9 protein-coding genes are annotated in these 22,145 nt (G+C 48.7%); 3 read left to right on the top strand and 6 right to left on the bottom strand.

The genetic code is table 11. The features are described from left to right. Positions 1–50 precede the first annotated feature (50 nt). On the bottom strand, positions 51–1,751 hold the full coding sequence (locus AACV32_RS08485; RefSeq protein WP_170894903.1) for an L-lactate permease: 1,701 nt from the start codon (positions 1,749–1,751) through the stop codon (positions 51–53). A 220-nt stretch (positions 1,752–1,971) separates the two neighbouring features. Here AACV32_RS08485 and AACV32_RS08480 point away from each other — a divergent pair, with 220 nt between their 5' ends. Continuing rightward, positions 1,972–2,871, top strand: a complete 900-nt coding sequence (locus tag AACV32_RS08480) for a LysR family transcriptional regulator (protein ID WP_013868134.1) — start codon at positions 1,972–1,974, stop codon at positions 2,869–2,871. Positions 2,872–3,427: 556 nt separating this feature from the next. Here AACV32_RS08480 and AACV32_RS08475 read toward each other — a convergent pair. From AACV32_RS08475 to AACV32_RS08455, 5 genes are read right to left on the bottom strand one after another with little or no spacing between them, the layout of a single operon-like run. Then, positions 3,428–4,252 (bottom strand): class I SAM-dependent methyltransferase, encoded by an 825-nt coding sequence (locus AACV32_RS08475; RefSeq protein ID WP_017050260.1) that lies wholly within the window; start codon positions 4,250–4,252, stop codon positions 3,428–3,430. Between the two features lie 11 nt (positions 4,253–4,263). After that, on the bottom strand, positions 4,264–4,776 hold the full coding sequence (gene def / locus AACV32_RS08470) for a peptide deformylase (RefSeq protein WP_017050261.1): 513 nt from the start codon (positions 4,774–4,776) through the stop codon (positions 4,264–4,266). A 17-nt stretch (positions 4,777–4,793) separates the two neighbouring features. Next, complete coding sequence (locus tag AACV32_RS08465; RefSeq protein WP_170894902.1) at positions 4,794–10,949, bottom strand: non-ribosomal peptide synthetase; 6,156 nt, start codon at positions 10,947–10,949, stop codon at positions 4,794–4,796. Continuing rightward, on the bottom strand, positions 10,936–16,485 hold the full coding sequence (locus AACV32_RS08460; RefSeq protein WP_170894901.1) for a type I polyketide synthase: 5,550 nt from the start codon (positions 16,483–16,485) through the stop codon (positions 10,936–10,938). The genes AACV32_RS08465 and AACV32_RS08460 overlap by 14 nt, the downstream gene beginning before the upstream one ends. 60 nt (positions 16,486–16,545) lie before the next feature. Then, positions 16,546–18,222: a non-ribosomal peptide synthetase gene (locus AACV32_RS08455; RefSeq protein ID WP_170894900.1), complete on the bottom strand. Its 1,677-nt coding sequence runs from the start codon at positions 18,220–18,222 to the stop codon at positions 16,546–16,548. 374 nt (positions 18,223–18,596) lie between these two features. Here AACV32_RS08455 and AACV32_RS08450 point away from each other — a divergent pair, with 374 nt between their 5' ends. Next, positions 18,597–19,343, top strand: coding sequence for a 4'-phosphopantetheinyl transferase family protein (locus tag AACV32_RS08450; protein ID WP_017050265.1), 747 nt, complete (start codon positions 18,597–18,599; stop codon positions 19,341–19,343). A gap of 474 nt (positions 19,344–19,817) precedes the next feature. Then, on the top strand, positions 19,818–22,052 hold the full coding sequence (locus AACV32_RS08445; RefSeq protein WP_170894899.1) for an AAA family ATPase: 2,235 nt from the start codon (positions 19,818–19,820) through the stop codon (positions 22,050–22,052). Positions 22,053–22,145 lie beyond the last annotated feature (93 nt).

The following is a 22,145-nucleotide window of genomic DNA, read 5'->3' as shown; positions in this document are numbered from 1 at the left end:
AAGATTAATGGTTATAAAAACCAAGTTGATACCAAATCACATCACCAAACTTAGGGTTGCTGGGTCATTAGTACGTCGGTCATATTAAAGCCGTAAATCACCACTAAACCGATAAGGCCAGTCATCACAAGGTAGTAGAAAGTTGGGATAATGGTTTTGCGCAGCGTAGTTCCTTCTTGGCCCAATAAACCGACCGTTGCTGATGCCGCGACGACGTTGTGAATCGCAATCATATTGCCCGCCGCTGCGCCAACAGCTTGTAGCGCAATGATCATCACACTGGAGATAGAGAGTGTTTGCGCCACTTCAAACTGGAACTGGCTAAACATCATGTTCGACACCGTATTTGAGCCTGCGATGAACGCCCCAAGTGCACCAACGGTGGCACTTAATGCAGGGAAGGCATCACCGACTAAACCCGCGGCAAAATTGGCGGTAGTGACAGGCATGCTCGCAAGCTCTGCGCCATTGACGCCAGAGTTAATAAAAATGCGCACCATAGGGATAGTAAATACCAACACAAAGCCCGCACCGATCAGCGTTTTGCTTGATTCACCGAATGCTTTGATGAGTGGTGTCGCACTGCGTGACTGCAATATTACTGCCAGTAACGCGACAAAAACCAAGATGCCACCGGGAAGATAAAGCGGTTGAATGGCCGTGCTGACGCCCGTTTCAGCCAGAATGTTGTTAAAGGATAGGCTCACTCCAGCCAGTAGTGACTTAAATTCGCTGCTCACACGGCTTGCCACAAGGATAACCGCGAGCAGAACATAGGGAGTCCAAGCCAATGCAAGGCCCATCGGTTTAGCTTTGATCTCCTCAATATCAATTTTTAATGAGCCTAGCCACTCTGCGGGCCACGATTTCTCTTCTGGAAAATCCCATTGTGATTTGGGTACTAAAAAGCCTTTTTTCGCGGCCGTGACAACCAGTGCCAAGCTGATCAAGCCACCGATTAATGAGGGAAATTCTGGGCCAAGAAAGACGCCCGTTAGCGCGTAAGGCACAGTAAAAGCCAAGCCAGAGAAAATCGCAAAAGGCAAAATATCTAACCCTTCGGTCCAGCTTTTGTTTTTACCGAAAAAGCGCGTCAACATCATCGCCATTAATACTGGCATCAATGTACCGACTATCGCATGGGTGATGGCGACACTGGCGGTGGTTTGCTGTAAATACACATCCCAACTTGAACCGTTGCTGATCAGCGTTTCGGTGATGTTGTGCGTATCTAACCCCTTGTTTACCCCAACAATAATGGGTGTGCCCACTGCGCCGAAAGAGACAGGAGTGGATTGGATCATCATCCCCATCAATACGGCAGCCAACGCAGGAAAACCAATCGCAACCAGCAACGGAGCCGCGATAGCTGCCGGTGTACCAAAACCAGAAGCGCCTTCAATAAAAGAGCCAAAACACCACGCAATGATAATGGCTTGCACACGGCGATCAGCCGAAACATCCGTAAAACCGTTACGAATGGTGGTGATAGCACCAGTGTGTTTTAAGGTGTTGAGTAGGAAGATTGCGCCAAACACAATCCAGAGTACGGAAATCGTGATACCGAACCCTTGCAAAACAGAAGCGAGCACGCGGTTTGCCGACATATCCCAAAATGTGAGGGCGATGGCCACAGTTAATGCAAAGGCCACGGGCATCGCCTTTTTCGCAGGCCAGTTGAGCCCGACTAAAAGAATCGCTGCTACCACAATGGGGGAGAAGGCCACTAGTGCCAGTAAGGTTTCGTTCATTGGATACTTCCTCGTAAAGTGTGCTCTTCGTACTAACTCTAAATAGTAGGATAGTTGAAGAGCAGACATCCTGTAGGGGCTACAGACCTTTCGGCCACGTCGGGTAGCTAAATTATTATATTTGTGATGTTTTTGTTAATTTGGGGTAAATTTACTCCTTTATTTTTTATGGATATAGGGAAATAATGAAAATAATTAATTCCAAAATTGACATAATAAAATGCGAGCAGACGACCTAATATTGTTTTCACAAGTGATGGAACTGGGAAGTTTTAGTAAAGTAGCAGAACAGAATAGCCTTACAAATTCGGTAGTTAGTAAAAGAATGGCGCGTTTAGAAGAAGAGTTAGGAGTGCAGCTATTATATCGAACTACGCGTAAATTAACCCTGACCGAAGCAGGCAAGGCACTGTTACAGGGTGCGAAAAATGTGAAGCTTGCCACTCAAGAAGCCGTCGATGCGGTGGCTGGGTTTGGTGAAAATGTCAGCGGCCACATCAAAATGTCGGTACCCACCATATCAGGCGATCTAATATTGGCCGACGCGGTTGCGGAATTTTGTAATTTACACCCCGGCTTAACGGTGGACATGTCGCTTGATAACCGTTTTGTTGATTTAGTGGAAGGAGGTTTTGACCTAGTGATCCGCACTGGTTATTTGGAAGATTCAAGCTTAATTGCGCGGCATATTTTAGACTCACAGTGGGTTGTGTGCGCTTCTCCCTCTTATATTGCGAAAAATGGAAAACCGTTAAAACCGGAAGATTTAGTCAACCACAACTGCTTTCAATACGCCTACCAAACCACAGGCGCGAGCGAGTGGGAATTTAAAGGCCGCAAAGGAAACTACATTGTCACAGTCTCGGGTTGCTTTTCTACGGATAACGCCACGGCATTGAGAAAAGCGGCTTTAGGCGGCCACGGCATTGCTTATGTACCGCGCTGTTTGGTTTATCATGATTTTCGTAACGGCCAGCTAGTGGATATTTTCCCGGAACAAGTGGGCAAAAAATTGGGTATATACGCCGTGTATCCCTTTACTCGCCAACCCCCGAATAAAGTCCGCTTGCTGATAGAGCACATCCGCGCCCGCTATTTGACTATTTCACACTATTTTTGAGTGTCGACTTATGTAAAGCATGCCTTCAGTTTATTTTGTAAAGGATGTCTTCGGTCTGTATACCGTTCTGTTCCTCCCCCTTTTAGGGGGAGGTTAGGAGGGTACTGCCAGCAACCAAGAAACACCCCACCCTAACCCTCCCCTTGAAGGGGAGGGAATCAGTTTCGTGATCGTTGAGAGTGTGCCATTTATTATGATTGGTATGGCTTACTAAAACACTTTTGCCCCATTATTAGTTTCGCTCAACAAGCTCGTGTTCGTAAACAGCGGTAATTTACCCAAACTGAGCTTATGTTAGGATTACTATAGTTATGCAGCATTTGTGAATTTCTTTGTTGAGTGTGGTGAAGTTGCTTCAGGATAAAAACATCTTAGCCCCACTACTCTGAACGTTAATTAGATGGAACGCCCCACACCAACGCTAAAAATAGTGATGTAGAGGAACATTTCAAGATGCTGTTATTTAGTTATTGATATATATCGGAAAGACTACCTTACATCCTCCCCCCGTCGCCAGTGGTGAGAGGGGAGGGGGACGCAGATTGCAATACTGAAATTAGTAAGGCATCAAAGCGGTTTCGATCAAAAAGAAGTGCTGTGTCAGTTCGCCTTTCTCCAATTCGTGACAGATTATGCGGGCTGGGAGAAAACCATTATTCTCAAGCAGATCATCAAGGCGATTTAAACAATAGCCCCAAAAGAGTCCTTCAAACACTTGAATCTGAGTATTGTCGTCGATGATTAGGTTTCTGTCGATCAACTTGCCTTCATCTTCATGCCATATTCTGCGACAGAGTTGATAGTGTGGGTTATCACTCAACAATCCGCCCTCGTGCATATATGTCCAGGTTCCGTCGCCGGCCACCAGGCTTTTCATGAACGCCAGATCCATTAGCTCAATCACCAGTTTACCCTCGGGCTTTAGGTTGCTTCTGAGCTGCGCAAGTAAGCCGTCCAGATCCTTAAGATTATTGGCAATACCAAACAGCATCAGCACCAAGTCAAACTGGGTATCTAGTTTGAACTGGTTGAGGTCCGCGACCTGATAGTGTTCATAATGACTGGCTTGCTGTTGTGCATAGTGAATCGCCGCTGGAGAAATGTCGAATCCCGTACAGTGCACCTGTCGGTTTGCCAGCATCGAGGTATACAAACCCGGACCGCAGGCAAGATCCAAGACCTTATCGCCGGGTCTGAGATAGTGCTGGTAGAGAAAATCAACCTGCCGCTCGATTTCATCGAGTTTACGGCTGGCAAATTCACTGTTTTGATCCAAATGCTCTTTGAGCATACGTTCGCTAAAGGCCGGGTTACCAAAGTCCATCAGTAAGTGCGGGCACTCTTCTTGGCGGAGGAAGTCATTCAATAATTGCTTATTCATTGTGAGTACTCTTAAGCCGCCGTGACTTGAGCCCGTTGGAATTTCTTAATCTTCTTCATCGCCATCTTGCGTTTGAGCGGAGACAGGTAGTCGATGAAGATTTTGCCATGTAAGTGGTCGATTTCGTGTTGCATGACAATCGCCAGATAGTCATCGTCTTCGATGGTAAATGCTTCTCCCTGGCGATTTAATGCTTGCACCTTGACTCGCTGGTGGCGTTGTACCTTGGCATACACACCAGGGACGGACAGGCACCCTTCTTCACTGTCAATCATTCCCTCATGCTCGATGATCTGAGGATTAATCATGATCAGTGGCTGATCACGACTTGCTGAGATATCAATAATAAGTACGGCTTCGCTGTGGCCAACTTGAGCGGCCGCAAGTCCAATACCATTATCGGTATCGTAAAGGGTGTCTAACATATCGTCGATCAATGTTTGCACGGTGCTGACGTCGTCAACGCTCTGATAGGTCACACGAAGTCTGTCATCTGGCACTTCGATAATAGGTCTGATAGCCATTGTTGTTTTCCTTTTATTTATTCTTGAATAACCAACGATTGTTGCGTGAGTAATGGTTCACTGATTGTCGAACTTACCCCTTGTATCATGTCGATAAACGCGGTGAATAAACGTTCTAGCATGGAGTAAGAATATAGGTCCTGAGCGCCTTCCACGACGACAGAGCCGCGGCCATTGTTGATGAAGACCGTAAATACGGTATCGAATCGGCAGTAACGGTTGTCGAGCTCTAGCGACTGCCCTGCTGGTAATGGGGTGCTGTCCTGACCATGAAATGCGAAGACGTTCTGGACCAGAGGCGCATAATTGTAGCATCGACGTATACCGGAAATATATGAAATTGTTTGATTAACAGGTCGATGTGCCAGAAATGCACGATTGATGTGAATGCGCTCGCGGAGGTCGTTAACGTCGGTGTTCGTTTCTGAAACGGACACGCGAGTCGGGATCACATCGACAAAATAGCCGATGGTGTCCAACAAACCGATATCCACCCTTGGTGAGTACGGGAACCCGATGACGATATCAGCGCGTTTTGCCACCCGTGATGCGGCGGACTGATATAGGGCTAATGCGGTTTCAAATAGGGTGCCCTGTGCGGCGCTGGTCAGTTGTGTGAGCTGACATAACACCTCGGGAGTGATATCGAATTGTTGGCGAAAGCCGAGATTACTAGGTAGATCACAGCGGTCGTTAGAGGTGAACTTAAGGATACCCTCGTAGCCTTCAAACTGATTCGTCCAAAATGCCTTAAGTGATTCGTCTTGTTCGGATGGGGTTGCGGTCATGACAGCCTCGCCATAATCCAAGAAGTCGTACCCTGCTGGGGGAATCCCCTGTTGGTGGTAGACACCAATCAATGCCCTGAACATAAACTGCATGCTCGCGTCATCGGCGATGATGTGGTGGATATTTATAAAGACAACCGACTGTTGTGTCTCTGCGATGGATAGAAGGTCGAAACGGATCAGCGGACCGAGCTGAAGATCAAAGGGAGTTTCAGCTAGGGTTTGGCACACTGCGATGGCATCGCCTAACGTTTCAACAGAATGGACAGTGAGCTCTATTTCCTGTGGCTCGCGAGCACTCATGTGCAGGTTATCCTGTTCATCGAAGGTTAACGCGACATTTAACACACGGCTATGACGCATCAGGGTGTTTACCGCCTGTTGTAATGGCTGAGCGTGCAACGGTTTATCGAACAACTGGGCTTGTGGAATGTTGTACAAAGCTTTATGAACGGCGAACTCGTGCGAAAAATACAGGTTGAGTTGTGCGAGGGTCACAGGATACGTTGCCCGTTGGGAGTGACTCAGTACAAGCGATGCACCATGCCCCTCATGTGTCAGCGCTGAGTTATCGCTTAGCCATAACGCCAGTTCAGCCACGGTTTGATGACGCAAAAAATCAACAAAGCTAATGCTGTGTCCGGTCAGGGCGCTTAATCGATGAAGGACTTTGGGTACCAATAATGAATGGCCGCCAATATCAAAAAAGCGTGCGGTGACACAGAACTGGTCATCATCAATAAACTCTGTCCAACAACGGTGGATCAGGGCTTCCAGATCATTGCGAGGGAGAATCGACGCCTTACTCGCATCGAATTCATACTGGCTGAGGGCCCGTTGGTCCACCTTACCGTTGACAGTCAGGGGCAGGTGTTCGACAAAAACCAACCCTGATGGCACTTGAAAGGGTTCAAGCGTGTTGCGCAGGTAACTCATCACGGTGCTGCGCATATCAGCGACATTGACGTCAGCGTTGTTGGGGACCAGATACGCGACGATGTGTTTGTCCGGTTTTTCAACCACGCCAACGTGGGCATTTTTGACCAGAGGGTGAGCCAACAGAACGTGGTTGATGCCTGACAGTTCAACCCGATGGCCACGGATTTTGACCAAATGATCGCGTCGACCTATATATTCGATGTCACCTTGCGGGTTGTACCGAGCCAGATCGCCACTCAGATACAAATAGCGACAACCGTCAAGCGAGTAAAACGGATTGAAGCAATACTTTTCCTGATTGAGCTCAGGGCGATTGTGGTAACTGGGTTTGAGCCAGGGGGCCCCAATGGCGATTTCGCCTAGCTGACCGCATTGACTGGCATGACGCTCAGCCCCAAGCAGATAGACGTGTGTATCATTGATCGGCTGCCCGATAGGGACGCAGTGATGATGATCGCGTAATGACAGGATATCAAACCAGGTCGCAAAGGTGGTTGTTTCGGTAGGGCCATATCCATTGACGAACTGAGTAAGATGGCAGTGGGGGCTGGCAAGGAACGCGCGCACCGTATTGAGGTTAAGCGCATCCCCGCCAATTAACAGTCCGGTTAGGTGTCTCAAGGTTTGCGGACGAGTTGTGGCAATATCGTTGAACAGCGAGACCGTTAGCCAAGCCGTGTTGATACCTTGAAGAGCCAGTTGACGCGATAGTTTGGGGTAGTCGAGCAAGGTTTCTTTATTAACGACCGCACAACTCAGCCCATTGACCAAAGGGACAAATATTTCCAGCAGTGAGGCGTCAAACGCCGGAGATGAGGCGACAAGAAAACGCGTCTGTTGCGACATCTGAAGAAAGTTCGGCGATTGGGTGAGTCGCAAGATTGAATCAAGGCAGATTGCAACGCCCTTGGGTGTCCCCGTCGAGCCGGAGGTATACAGCAAACAGGCTTCGTTTTCACTGGCGCTGGATGGCGCTGAGGTGTAGCGGGTTAAGTGGAGAGGGCTTGCACCGATTGTCGTCAAGAGTGCGTCTGGCTGCTCTGTTGAACTCAGGCCTATGCTGCCACCTAACCTCGCATCATCGATGATGAATTGCAGCCTTTGCTGAGGGTAGCGACGATCAAGCGGAACAAACGAACAGCCGTTTAGCAATAGCGCAAAGATGGTCACAATATACTCATAGCTAAGCTCAAGTTGAACGCCGATACGCTGCCCGCGGGTGATGCCAGCGTGAGTTAATGCCAGTCTCAGTTGCTGTACGTCGTCACTCAACTGACGATAGGAGTAGTGGGTATCATGGGTCACGACGGCAATTTGTTGGTCAAGGGATGCCCACACATTGCCCAGCGTTTCCAATACCGGCTCAGGACGATAAGCAGGCCCTTTTTTCGGTGCGTGTTTGCCAAGCGAATGAGGGGGACTCACTGTGAGGTCGACGGATTCGTTAAGCCTTTGAGTGAAGAGGGTGCAGATGCTGTCCACATATTCTGGGTAAAGAAAGTGCGGATTAAACTCAAATTCGATCTCGATGTGCTGATTGACGACAAAACAATGCGCAAACAGATCAAAACGCGCACTGACGGTCGGTAAAGGGAAAAACTGACTGTCACAGTGAGCGAGTGTTAACCCTCGGTCGTGCCCGGTATTTTGCAGGGCAATCCCAACTTGTAAGCGATCCAGATTGATTGAGGACTGATGCAGGTTCAGATGCTGTTGGATTTCATCAAGATAGGCTCCGGCATGACTCAGACAGCGCTGTAATGTCTGGTGGGCGGAGAGGGCATCGCTATCACGCTGATAGCGAAAAGGAATGGTATTGACGAACATACCTATGGTGTCCGCAAAGCCTTCTCGATTGGCGGTGGGAATGGCTAAAACCACCTCCTCCAACGCAGAAAACTGACACAGGGCTTCGCCAAAGTGATGGGTTAACAGACTGAAAAGGCTAATTTTTTGTTCTTTAGCCTGAGCGAGTAACTTTTCACTCAGCTCACTTGGGAGTGAGACACGATGTGGGGGGATAAAAGACGATTGCGCGTCCGCCTGTGGCAGAGGTCGGGCGGCTTTGGGCAGCACGTCTGGTAAGCGACAATCAATCAGGTGCTGGCGCCAAAAAGCCAGATCGGCTTCCAGCGCGGACGAACAGCGCTGGTTAGCCATGGTTAGACAATACGCTTGATAGTCGTGCTGAACGGTGTCACTGAGCGGGTACCCCTTATGCAGACAATCATAATGATCACTGATGGCCTGCAGCAGCAGTTGGACCGACCAACCGTCTAAAATCAGATGGTTCGAGAACAGCAGTAAGATGTGCTGGCCGGGGCCAGTGGTCAGTAAACGCACACGCAGCATCGGCCCGTGGTACAGATCGAATGGCGTGGCGATTTCTTGCTCGAACGTGGACCGCCAGTCTGAGTCACGCAGGGCCTGAAAATCCAGCGCATGCTGAACCGGTTCCAATTGGACTTCACCGTTGCGCTCGACAAACCGACAATTAAAGATGCCGTGCTGACTGACCGTATGCTGGCAGGCTGATTGGAAACGCTGATGATCGATGTCACCGCTCAGGGCATAGCCTAAGGCGATCACATTGTCTAATGGGCGCAACTGTTCAACGTACCAGAGACGGCGTTGAGCGGGGGAAATCGGCCAGGTTTTCTCCTGGGCAAATGACGTTGGCGAAGCCGCAGAGCGGTGGATGTCTAGTCGCTCAATCTGCGCTGTCAGGGCTTGAATACTCGGGTTGTCCAAAACCTGCTTGACGGTCAGTTTGATGTTGAACTCTTCGTTCAATGTGTTGAGCAATTGGTAGATCTGTAATGAGTTTCCGCCTAGCTCAAAGAAACTGCGAGAGTTCGGAATGTCTGAGTCCTTGGTGTCCAGCACACTCTGATACAAGGCGTGTACCTTCTCTCCAATGGTACCCGTTGGCGCCAGCGGGCTTGAACCGTGAGACGCGCATGGACGAATGTGGTCTTCAATAGCCTCAATATCCAGTTTGCCGTTTCGTGTCAGAGGGATCGCGCTCAATAAGACAAGTCGCTCAGGGATCATGTAGGCGGGGAGGACTTTGGCAACGTCCTGACGTAACTGACGCTCTTGTTCGATGCTGTTGTCTGCGACTTCGATGTAGGCGACTAATCTTTCATTCAGTGTCGTCTTATCACAGCGCACATAGCACTGCTGAACAACCGTCTGCTGATGAAAGGCTTCTTCGACCTGAGTGAGATTGACACGCAGACCACGAACTTTGACTTCGTGATCCTTGCGGCTGACGAATTCTAAGTTCCCACACGACAGCCGGCGCACCAGATCCCCGGTGCGGTAGTGTCGTTCGCCGTTATAAATAAAAAATTTGCGCTCGGTTTCATGTGGGCAGGTATAGCCTCGCGCTAAGCCAAGCCCTCGGGTGATCAACTCGCCGATCTGCTCGCCAGTGACGGCTTGGTTGTGCTCGTCGATGATGGCCACTTCCGTCCCTGTGATCGCGCGGCCTATAGGAACACTGTTGTGACTATCGCTGAGCCCGAAAATATCGAAGGTGGTGGTGAAGGTCGTGTTCTCGGTCGGGCCATAGCCATTGAGGAAGGTGTCTAGCTGACAGTGGTCGCTGCGCAGGAACTTGCGTACCAGATCAAGATTGAGCGCGTCGCCGCCGATCATCAGCGTCTTTAGTGTGGATAACGCTTGTGGGTGGCGCGTGAACAGGGTGTTGAACAGTGCCACGGTCAACCACAGGGTGCTGACATTACCGATGTTGATTTGGCGTTCAAACTGTTCAAAATCGAGCACATCCTGCTTCGCGATCACATAGATCTGCGCGCCATTAAGCAAGGGCAGCCAAATCTCAAGTGTCGAGGCATCAAAGCCAATCGACGAACAGTGTGCGATGACGTCCTGAGTCTGACACGTGATGTTATCACTATTGCTGACCAGACGAAGTACGCCCGCATGTTCGATTTCGACCCCTTTTGGCCGCCCCGTCGATCCAGATGTATACATGATATACGCCAGCGGCGCCGAGGCGGGCTCAATCTCGGGCGTGGTTGTCGTGTTGTGCTGGTGTAAATCGTCATAAATATAGACAGGCACAGGGGGTTGGCTGAGAGGGCGATCACTGATGATACAGGTCGCGCGACTGTCCTGGGCGATATACGTCAGTTGTGACTCCGAGAAACTATCGTCCACTGGCAGATAGGGACGCCCTGTTTTCAGGATGGCCAGCATGCTTACCACCGCAGCGACGCTGCGGTGCATAGAAACCATCACGGGCTCAGAACCATGAGGGTGGTGATTGAGGATCGCATTGGCGACCCGGTTGGCGGCGGCATCCAACTCGCCATAGCTGAGTTGCTGATCGCCATCTGCGATGGCGATATCGTGGTAATGGCGTTGAACGACGTCAGCGAACTGGTGATGAATAAGATGCCTGTCACGACTGTACATGGTGGTCCTCAAAGAAATTAACGAGTTCTAAATATTCGACTAAGTGCTGGATAAATTGCTCAGGTTGCGGGAAGTTCAGCCCTTTAGCCTGCAATAACGCGTGCGTGTTATCGACGATGACATTGCCATAATCTGGAGCAATGATGTCGTCATCCGAGTTGTCGCTGAGGTAATAGGACAGGATGGGGTACAAGGCGTTATTGTGATCGGCATTGCGGGTCGCTTGTTGTCGCCATTCAGGCAGAGAGACACCTTCTATTTGGTATCCTCGCGCCACCAGGTGGTGAAAGAGGTCATTCATTTGGGCCACGTAAGGGGTGGGCAGGTTGTAGACCTTGTTTTGATTGGCCAGACAGATGGTGACAATCAGTTCTGACATGAAATCGACGGGGGTGATGTTAATTTCATTGTCGATGACAGGGTAGCAGCCAAGCTGAAGACAGCCTTTCACATACAGCCAGATATGATCGTTGTCGGCATTGAAGGTCCCATGTAATGAATGACCCACAAGGCTTGAAGGACGGACGACATTGACCGAGAAGCCGCGTTCCATAGCTTGCTCTAGCAAGACTTCCGTTGCCCATTTGGAGCGCGCGTACCCATTAAGGTGCTTAGCGGGTTGGATTGCCCGAGTTGGTAACGACTCCACATAGTGGTTGTGACGGTCGAGTTCTGACACACAGGCCAGAGTCGACACAAAGTGAATGTGCTTGTGGCGACACTCGGCGGCGAGCTCAAGGACGGAAAGCATGCTTAAGGTGTTGCTGGCTTTGAGTGTCGCGTAGTCGAGGATGTGGTTGACGTGAGCGGCGTTGTGCAGCACATCGGTGATTTCCTGACTGAGTTGCTCGTAGCAGGAAGGGGCCAATCCCAACTTTGGCTCAGCGACATTACCGCACACTACGCGGAGTTTTGTGCTGTCGGTGTCAGGGGCAAAGCGCTCCAACTGAGCGAGCATACGTTGCATCGCGTGAGCGTTATCTTCGGCTCGGACTAACGCCACCACGTGAGTGACATCGGGTCGGTGTAAGAGCTGGGCGACCAAGTTAACACCGAGTAGGCCCGTGGCTCCTGTCACCAGAAAGACGCGGTCGTCGGTCTCGGCTGGAGCCGACACTGGCCAGAGATCGGCGCGAAGACGTAAGTCATCGTAGTGATCGGATTCGGACTCGCAGTGACGCCCACAAATCAAATCCGCCAGATGATTTATGGTCGGGGCGTCAATGAACTCACTGAGAGAAACAGTAAAGTCGAGGGCTTGCTTGACGCGTTTTGCCAACTGGGTGAAGACCAATGAATCTCCGCCGCACTCGAAGAAATGGCTATCGCCTGTCACATCAGTGCTGTCCAAGAGCTCCTCAAACAGAGAGGTCAGAGTGCTTACCACGGCGCCGCGATCTCGCTGGACGGAGGACGAAGCGGCCAGCAGATCAATGGTATGACTCAGGGTCGGCTCATTCATAAAGGCATGAAGCGGCAGCGTCATTGCGAGTTGAGAGTGGATTTCGGCGACCAGCGTAGAGAAGACCACCGATTCTCCGCCCATATCAAAGAAATTGCGATTAGGCTCAATGTGGTCGACACCAAGCAGGTGGCAAAAAATGTCGGTGACCTTGCGCTCGATCGTTTCCCTCGAGAGGGCATTGGTTGATGCGTCTGGGTTAGCCACCGCATGAGAGGCCCATTCCGAGAGGCGAGGATAGATATCATGGGTTGAGGCAACGCAATGTGATAGAGAGAGATGATCAAACACCCAGGAGAACGCGTTATCACAGTCCTGATGATTGATGGCTAATGCTTTGATTTCCGGCGAGAGTGTTGGGTCATCTTGGAGGTCCCAACCATCCCAGGAGATACTCATCCAACGCGTTGGTTGGTGCGAGCGAGTGACGACAAAGTCGTTCATAAACTGGTTGGCGTAGGCATAAACACCAAGATTAAAGCCGCCTAGTTGGGTGGAAATCGAAGACATTAACAGGCAAAAGTCTGGTTGATACTTATCACACAGCGCCCCCAGAGCCAGAGTACCGTCGACTTTGGCCTGATAGTGTTGAGCGATCGTCGACGTGGCGCTAGAGAACACGGGGTTGAGCCCCTCCAAGGCGGTGTAGGCAGCACAGTGAATGACACCACGCAGCGGTCCAAACTGATCATTGAACCCCGCCACTTTACTCATCAGTGTGGGGCCGTCTGCGACGTCAACATTGGAATAATGCACGCTAGGTGAGTCGAGCAGCGCCGAGAGTGCCTGACGGTTCTCTAGTGAGTTCGTCAGGGCCAGAGGCAGGTCTGAGAGTAAGGTGACGACCTGCGAGCCTGGCTTACGTCCAGTGAGCACGACCTCAAGCTGGGTGTGCTCGATAAGGTACCGGGCCCAGCTTAAGCCTATTTTGCCCAACCCTCCGGTGATCATCACATAGCCGTTGCGTTGCCAGACGTAGGGTTCGCAACTGGCCTGAACGGGAACCAGCGTCTTGTGCCAGACAGACTGTTCGTCGACATAAACAGATGAGGCATGTTGGGTGAGCGCATCTAGATCCGTGGTGAGGATCCGCTCGTCGTCGGGTTGATGACCGATGAGACGTACGGTGAGGTGTGGCGCTTCTTGCGTAATGACCGTGATTAAACTGCTGAGTGCGCGTTGGTAACACTCGGATAACTCGTGACTCATCGTTGGATGGGTGACTTGCACAAGGATATAGCAAGTCTTACTGTCATCGGCGGTCAAGCGTTCCAGTTGCTCAAGAAAGGCAGATAACTGCGACGGAGTGATGTTCTCTCCGGCGTGAAAGCCGCGATAGATCAGCTGGCCTTCACGTTGGTACCAGCCTGAGTAGTGTGCGACAGAAGACATTGAGCCTGCCGACCGCGTTGGCCTAGGATGGCATAGCCAACTGTCTTGATAAAACCATTGGTCGACTGTGCGTTTAAGTCCAGAGTCTGAGGACACAGGGGCTGGGGATTGATAAAACTCAGTCTGGTTAAAGCCAGGCCCAGGCAGGTTGCACTTTTGCCATGTCAAAGGTGGCAGGGAAACCCAGGCCATCTTTCCGCCAAGAGACCAGAATTGGCCAAGGAAGTCGGTTAAAGCAGGGGCGTCGAGTCGGTCGGGCACCTTGAGTAGCACCGTTGACAATTCCGCCTTGTGCGCGATGAACATATTGGTCATCGAAGGACTGACGCCAATATCGGTCAATACACAGCGTGATGTATTTAACGCACGTAAGATGCCGGTCATCTGGACAGGCTGAAGCAGTTGCTCGATCCAGTATTCTGGGTTGGCAACGCGACGAAAAGCGACTTTTTTCCCTTTTAAGTTCGAGTAGAGATGGCCTTTCACTGAATGATAGGTGAGCGAAGTCAGGACTTCCCGTAACGGAGCCACGGCGCGGGAAAGCATCGGGTTGTGAAAGGCTTTATTGGTCTGGAGGATTTTGCAGCGAATCGCGTCTTTCCGCAGCCTGTCGGCTAATTGATGGACGGCTTGGGTTTCACCGGCCATGACCGTCATGTGTTCGCCATTGAACGCAGCAATGGTCAGCGTGCCTGATAAATACTGACGAGCACGGGCTTCGCCGGCAAAGATCGCGATCATCGCCCCCTCGTCACACGCTTGGATATGAGACGCTCGGCAGGCTATTAAACGCACCGCGTCCTCCAGCGACCAAAGTCCAGCAATCGCAGCCGCTATCCACTCGCCAAGGCTGTGGCCAATGTAAGACTGGAACGAGACCCCTTGTTGTTTCAGTGTATGGGCCAGAGCGTATTGGATGGAAAACAGGATCGGTTGGGCGTATAGAGTCATCCGAGACTGCAGATCGGGGTCATAGTCAGGCTCCAAGGCGACGCGTTTGAGGTCCGCTGGCATACCGGGCTCACGCTCAAACAACGCGATGCACTGATCGAAGAGTTCGCGAAAGCGTGCACAGTGTTCGTACCTGCTCAGTGCCGCGCCCTGAATCGCGGCGCCTTGACCTTCGACCACCAGAACCGACTCTGGGTGAGAGATCGCGTGTACGACCTCCCGGCTCGGTGCTCTCAATGACTGGATAAGTTGTGGCACGGAGTCAGCGACATGATAGCGACGGTAAGGTTCATCGAGTCGACACTGTCTTTGGGTGCCTGTGATATCGGCGATAGTCGCTTCAGGATGGCATTCGAGCCAGTCGGCCAGCTTCAGCTCCTGGGTGGCCAGAGTATTATTGTGACGGCTGCTCAGTGGCACGATATAAGGCTCAGCCTGAAGTAGGGGCTGGGGCTGGCGTGTGTCTGGTGAGGCCGACAGGATCAGGTGACAGTTAGTGCCCCCCATGCCAAATGAACTGACGGCCGCGTTTTGTTGGTGAACTGGGTACGGCGCGTTAGCTGTCGGGAGATAGAAGGGTTTCTCGTCCATGTGGAGTTCTGGGTTGTAGGCTTCGAGGTATGGCGAACCGAGCATCAGATTGTGTTTCAGGGACAGAGCCACTTTGATCAATCCTGCAACACCTGCGGCGGTGTCGGTATGGCCAATATTCCATTTGACACTACCTAATGCGTACTGCGTCTCTGATGTGGCTGACGGATAACGACTGGCCAAGGCTTCGACTTCAACCGGGTCACCGAGAGTCGTTGCCGTTCCATGACATTCGATAAACGTGATGTCAGAGGGGGTTAACCCACTAGATGACAGGGCGCGTTCAATCACTTCGACCTGACCGTCGATACTTGGCGCGGTGTAACCCACCTTGCGCGTACCGTCGTTATTGGTGGCTCCTCCTTTGATCAGTGCGTAAATCGGGTCATTATCGCGTAGGGCATCAGACAAGCGCTTTAAGACCACCACGCCGACACCGCTGGCAGGCACGGTTCCGTCACTGTCAGCGGAGAAAGGCAGACAGTGACCTTGCTTCGACAGGACGCTGCCTTCCATGTACTCATAACCTTGCCCATGCGGAGTATTGATGCTAGCTCCGCCCGCTAAAGCGAGATCACTTTCTCCGGCTATAAGGCTTTGGCAAGCCTGATGGACCGCCACTAACGATGATGAGCACGCGGTAGAAATGGTATAGGCGGGTCCCTGTAGATTGAGTTGGTAGGCGATTTGGGTTGCGACACAATGATGGCTGTTGCCTAAGGCCAGTGAGTATTGCAAGTGATTGTCTTTCTGATAGGGAGAGTTGGCCAGGCAATGGGTGTAATACTGATTGGCGCCCACACTGAGGAAAGCCCCAATACGATTGTTGGCCTGGTGTTCAACCACATTGGCATCGGCCAGTGCCAGAACGCTGTGCTCTAGCAGTTTGCGATGTTGCGGATCCATTAATTTGGCATCGCGAGGCGACATATTGAAGTAAGCCGCGTCAAAATGGTAAGGGCGATCCAGTATCCCTTCTGCTGCGACTCGGTCTGTGTTGACCGCGCCGCTCGGCAGATCGGTGGCGATGTGATGATTCACCAGCAATTGCCAGTAATGATCTTTGTCCTCAGCCCCAGGAAAAGCGCAAGAAATGCCGATAATTGCGACATCGGTGACGTTGTTAGTATTTGAAATCATAATTATAAAAGTTGTCGTAGTAGATGGGCGCTGCAGGCCTTTGACCTACAGCGCATGTAATTACTGTTCAATCAGGCTATCGATCAATTCGGCTTGTTCAGAGACGGTCGTGTGGGCGAAGAGGTCACTCACCTTCACGTTGAGGCTGAATTGCTTATTCAGCTCGCGCTGCAGCTTCAGCAGCAGCACCGAATTTCCGCCACATTCAAAGTACCTGTCGTCCAAATCTATCGCAGGGTTACCGAGTAGCTTGCGCCAGATGGTAAGGATAAGATCAGCGCTGTCCTCACTGGATTGTGTGTAACACTGACGTTCATTGAGATGATGATGCAGTGCCTGGACGTCAATCTTGCCATGCGGAGTGAGAGGAAACTGCGCCACTTTCACGATGTGAGTTGGGCACATGTACGCAGGAAGGATAGCGTTTAAACGGTGTCGTATCGCGAGTTCATCGAGCTGGGTTTGGCAATAAAACGTCGCTAACTCACCGTTCAATTGTGTGGTGACAGACTGCACTTGATTGTCACAAGATTGGATAGCGCGATCAATTTCGTTGAGATTAATGCGGTAGCCATTGTGCTTGACCGTATTGCCAATCCGGTGAGAGTAGACCAATTGTGCGTCAGCGTTCCACATCGCCATATCCGAGGTTTTGAAATAGCGAGTCCCGTCAATCACCCTAAAGCTTTGCTGAGAAAGGTGGTCATCGTGTAGATAGCCTTCCGAGACGCAGGGTCCGCCAATGTAGATTTCCCCGATCTGATTGGGGGTTGTGATTGCCTGGCCATGCTGGTCGACGAGCAAAAGGGTACTGTTTGATAGTGGATTGCCTAATGGGAGAGTAGCTTCCCATTGCTGGCAATGATAAGACACGTTCCACACTGAGGTTTCAGATGGCCCATAGCAGTGTACCAACTCAAAGTCATAGTCAGGAAAGTCATGTTTGATCGCATTCGACTTCAATTCCTCACCGCCAAAGTAAAGTCGACGGATCGTCGGTTGGTGGATGAAGTGATTCAAGACACCGAGATTGACAAGTGCCGTTGTGACAAAGGCCATTGTGATTTGATGTCGTTCAATCGCTTGTTTGAGTGCCGGGGCATTGAGCAGCGTTTTTTCTGGCAACAAGCACAGGGTGCCTCCATTGAGCAACATGACCCAGAGTTCAAACTGAAAGGCATCGAAGGCGATCGATGATAACTGTGGCATACAGTCAGTCGCAACGATATCACCGTGGGTATCGATAAAGCTCAAGATATTGGTGTGGCTGAGTTTGACGCCTTTGGGCTCGCCTGTCGAACCGGAAGTGAAAATCACGTTCATGATCGGGCTAGGGTCAATGTGCGCTGGCACTGTGTGAAGAGGTTCAAGGAGCAGTAATGAATAGTCGAGAGTCAATTCGACTGCCAGATCGAGGGGGTGGCGGGTAATGACAGCGCGAGATTGTGATTTATCAAGAATATATTGCTTACGCTGTTGAGGATAGGCAGTGTCTAAGCAGACATAGGTGCCGCCTGCCTTCAGTACACCCAATATCGAGACAACCAATTCAATGGAAGACGGAAAGTGGAGCACAACAAGCTGGCCGGAGAGCCCTTGACTTACCAACGACTGAGCAACCAAGGTGGCACGATGATTCAGTTGTTGGTAGGTCAATTGTTCCTGTTCACTGTTCAGCGCTACCTTATTGGGCTGAGCGGCGACGATTTGGTTAAATCTGTTGATCACTGATGACATGTTAGATCCTAGCTACTGGTTTTATTCATCATCAATTCCTTAAGTTATCGGAGCTGACGATGTTGATTGAAGTTAATTATCGGTAATTAATATATCCGGCACGTGCGCTATAGTGGTGTTGGTAGGCGAATCTTAGGACTCGCTGTTTGCGATTTTTATATTATTAATAATTATTGAGGTTGTTCTCCTCCCGAACAGTGCTCGCGCATCATCCATGCTCATAACAAATTGGTCAACGTTGCATATCAACTAGTTTGATATTGATCCAATTTTGGACGAAGGGTTACCTATTTGTCTCGCCCATGAAAAAACATGGCTTGATGGCCATCGTATTGAGCAGTATGGTCGGGCTTTTATGTTCGAATTGGTGAGCTATGTATTGTGATTTTCTGAACCGTTTGGATTCTGTACCCGCGTCGAAAACGGGAATCTCGCACATTGAACGCTATATTGCTCAGAGTGGGCGGGCGGTGTTGTCTCAATGTCAGTTTGCTCTCCCTGAATGCGACCCTGAATTAGCGGCGACGCTCAATATTACTCTCCCCCTATCCGTACAACGAAGCGTAGCAAAGCGCCAGGCGGAGTTTATTGCTGGAAGGTACATGGCCAGTTTAAGTATGTCGGTCTTGTCAGTGGTTGAGCAGAAGGTCTTGATTGGTTCTCATCGAGAGCCACTGTGGCCACAAGACATGACTGGGGCCATATCCCATACCGGCGCTCGTGCTGTGGCGCTGGTTGCAGAGCAGGCGGTTCACCCTTTTGTCGGTATCGATGTCGAACATTGGCTAGATGCGGTTACGGCAGCCGAGATAGAGTCGCAAATCTGTCAGGGGCGTGAATTGATGCTTTTGATCGAGCAAGGGTTGAAGCGTGAGGAGGCAACCTCTCTGATTTTCTCGGCCAAAGAGAGCTTGTTCAAAGCGACGTTTCCTTTCATAGGTCGGTATTTTGGGTTTGAAAGCGCCTGTGTCGTCGAGTTTGATAGGACCGACCAAACACTCGTTCTGGCGCTTGAGCCGTCTCTTGCACGGCACTGCTTAGGACAAAACTTATTTCGATGCGAGTGTTTTTTACAGGCGTCAACGGTGACAACTGTTATCTTAAGTTCTTCTCGTAGATAGTAGCTTTAGCGTTAACACATTATTTTCAATATCTATATATTGCCTGGGGTTTATCATCGATATCATATGTGCAGCCTAGTACGCTGACTGCTGCTATAAGTACTTACAAATGCAAAGTTTAACCTTACCGTTTGAATACCTATGCATAACTTGTCCAATGTAAAACCAGATTGTGGCATCTTTTGATTAACAAAAGTTATCACAAAGGAATAAACTAGATCTCTCATCTAACCAATAATTGTCCAGAACCTTCACAGGGGGCACTTCGTAACTCAGAAGTGCCTCAAAGTGATTTAGTAGCGTGACTTTAGGCTCACTCTGAAACACAACGATTGACCCAATTTTAGTAATGATACAAAGTGACTACTGTAATGGTGGCTACTCAAAAAAAACTAATTAACTAACTGAAAATAGAGATTATTTATTGCCAAAATTAATCTCTGGTGACGTTAAATTATCTAACAAGGATGTCGCATGATTAATTCTCTAGAAATTGCTAACGCAGCAACATATGGAATAGTCCCTCAACAGGTGTCACCACTTGAAAAGTTTAATTTCTTCTTTGGTGCAAATGGTGCTGGTAAAACGACAATATCTAGATTGATTGAGGATTCAACAAGGTACGCAAACTGTGCAGTTAAGTGGTCTGGTTCGCCCATAGAAAGATTTGTTTATAATCGAGATTTTGTAGAGAAAAATTTCAATCCTCAAAAGGACCTACCCGGTGTATTTACCTTAGGGGAAGCTGATCAAGCAGTTATAGATAGTATTGCGCAAGGAAAATGTGAATTAGACAAGATAGTTGAAGAAATTAAATCCAAGGAATTAGTTTTAAATGGTGACGACAGCAACAAGGGTAAAATAAGAGATCTTGAAGTTATTGATAATCATTTCACAGATAAATGTTGGTTAGTAAAAGATAAATTAGACGAGTTATTTAAAGACGCTTTTCAAGGTGTACGTAACAGTAAATCCAAGTTTAAAGATCGAGTTATTAGTGAAAACGCTAGTAATACTGCTGATTTAAAAACAAAAGAATATTTAATTGAAAAAGCAAAGACATTATTTGGTGATACTCCAGAATCAAAACAATTAATCCAACTTACTCTTGACTCGTCAAAACTAAAGGAATTGGAACAACATCAGATTTTACAACAGAGAATTATTGGTAAAAATGATGTTGATATAGCAGGTGTAATTAATAAGCTCAATAACAGTGATTGGGTTAGACATGGTACGAACTACTTACCTCTATCAGAAGGTGAGTGCCCCTTTTGCCAACAAACACTACGGAGTGGCTTTGAAGAGCAGTTAGCCAATTATTTCGACGAAACATTTACTCAAAATATTGAATATCTACAGGCTGTAGTGGCGACATATTCTAGCTCATCACAACAATTGATTTCACATCTCGAAAGTCTTGTGGCTAATAGCCATGCAGATATTGACAGCAACTTATTAAAAGCCAAGTTTGACACATTGAAGGCGATAACCAGTGAGAATATGCAGTTGCTTGCTAATAAAATATCAGAGCCTGCTTCTACTGTTACATTAAAAGCTACCCATCAAATAATCGATGAAATTCAATCGATAGTTGAAAACGCCAACAAATCAATTAATCAGCATAATTTGATTGTATCTAACTTTAAAAGCGAAAAAGAATTGTTAGTCAATCAGGTTTGGAAGTTTGTGTTGGAGAAGGAACTGAAAGCAGAACTTCAACAATACACAAAAGATTCTTCAAGTTTGCAAAAAGCTATTCATGGCTTAACTGTCGGTATAAATGCTAAAAAGGCAGATAAGATAGCTAAGGATGCTGAAATAAAGGCACTAGAAAAGGACACTACTTCAATTCAGCCAACTATCGATGCGATTAACAGCTTATTAAAGTCATTTGGATTTACTAGTTTTACTATTGGCAAATCTATGAAAGACAGTTGTTACTCTATTGTTAGAGGTGATGGCTCTTGTGCAAAAGAGACATTAAGTGAAGGAGAGAAAACCTTTATATCTTTTTTATACTTTTACCATTTACTTAAAGGTAGCTTCAGCGAAGTTGGCATAACAACTGACAGAGTTGTAGTTATCGATGATCCTGTTTCTAGTTTGGATAGCGATATTTTATTTATCGTAAGTACTTTAATAAAAGGATTAATGTCCGATGCTATAAATGATTCTAGCTTAATGAAGCAGTTATTCGTCTTGACTCATAATACTTATTTTTTTAAGGAAGTTACGTTTAATAAAAGGCGATCAGGGCAAGATAAACTGAGTGATGAAACCTTTTGGATAGTGAGGAAAGTTGCTGGTACTTCTAAAATTGTTGGGCATAATTCAAATCCAATAAAATCATCGTATGAATTACTCTGGCAGGAGATAAAAGCGCCAGAACCTTGTTCGCTAACTATTCAAAATACAATGAGAAAGATATTAGAGAACTATTTTACGTTCTTAGGGAATATCAAAAAAGATGACATGATTGAGCTTTTCGAAGGAGAAGAAAGGTTGATTTGCCAGTCACTGTTTTCGTGGGTTAACGATGGCTCTCACCATGCTATTGACGATTTGTACGTAACTCAAGATATTGGGGTTATTGATACCTACAGAAAAGTTTTCAAGAAGATTTTTGAAGAGTCTGAGCATGGCGCGCATTATAAGATGATGATGGGGGTTAGCGGTGAGCCACATGAATCGCCAAAAGAGCAATGAGTGGCTGCATAATGAAATTTGCTAAAGCTTAGTTTCGAGCTGAATTTCAAGAAAAGTTTGGATTGTTGTGGCCGATAAAAATTAGCTACAGGT

The organism is Vibrio sp. B7 (genome assembly GCF_963888765.1).
Lineage (GTDB): Bacteria > Pseudomonadota > Gammaproteobacteria > Enterobacterales > Vibrionaceae > Vibrio > Vibrio anguillarum.
Note: the sequence above shows the minus strand (reverse complement) of the source record. Positions and strands in the feature narration are given on the sequence as shown.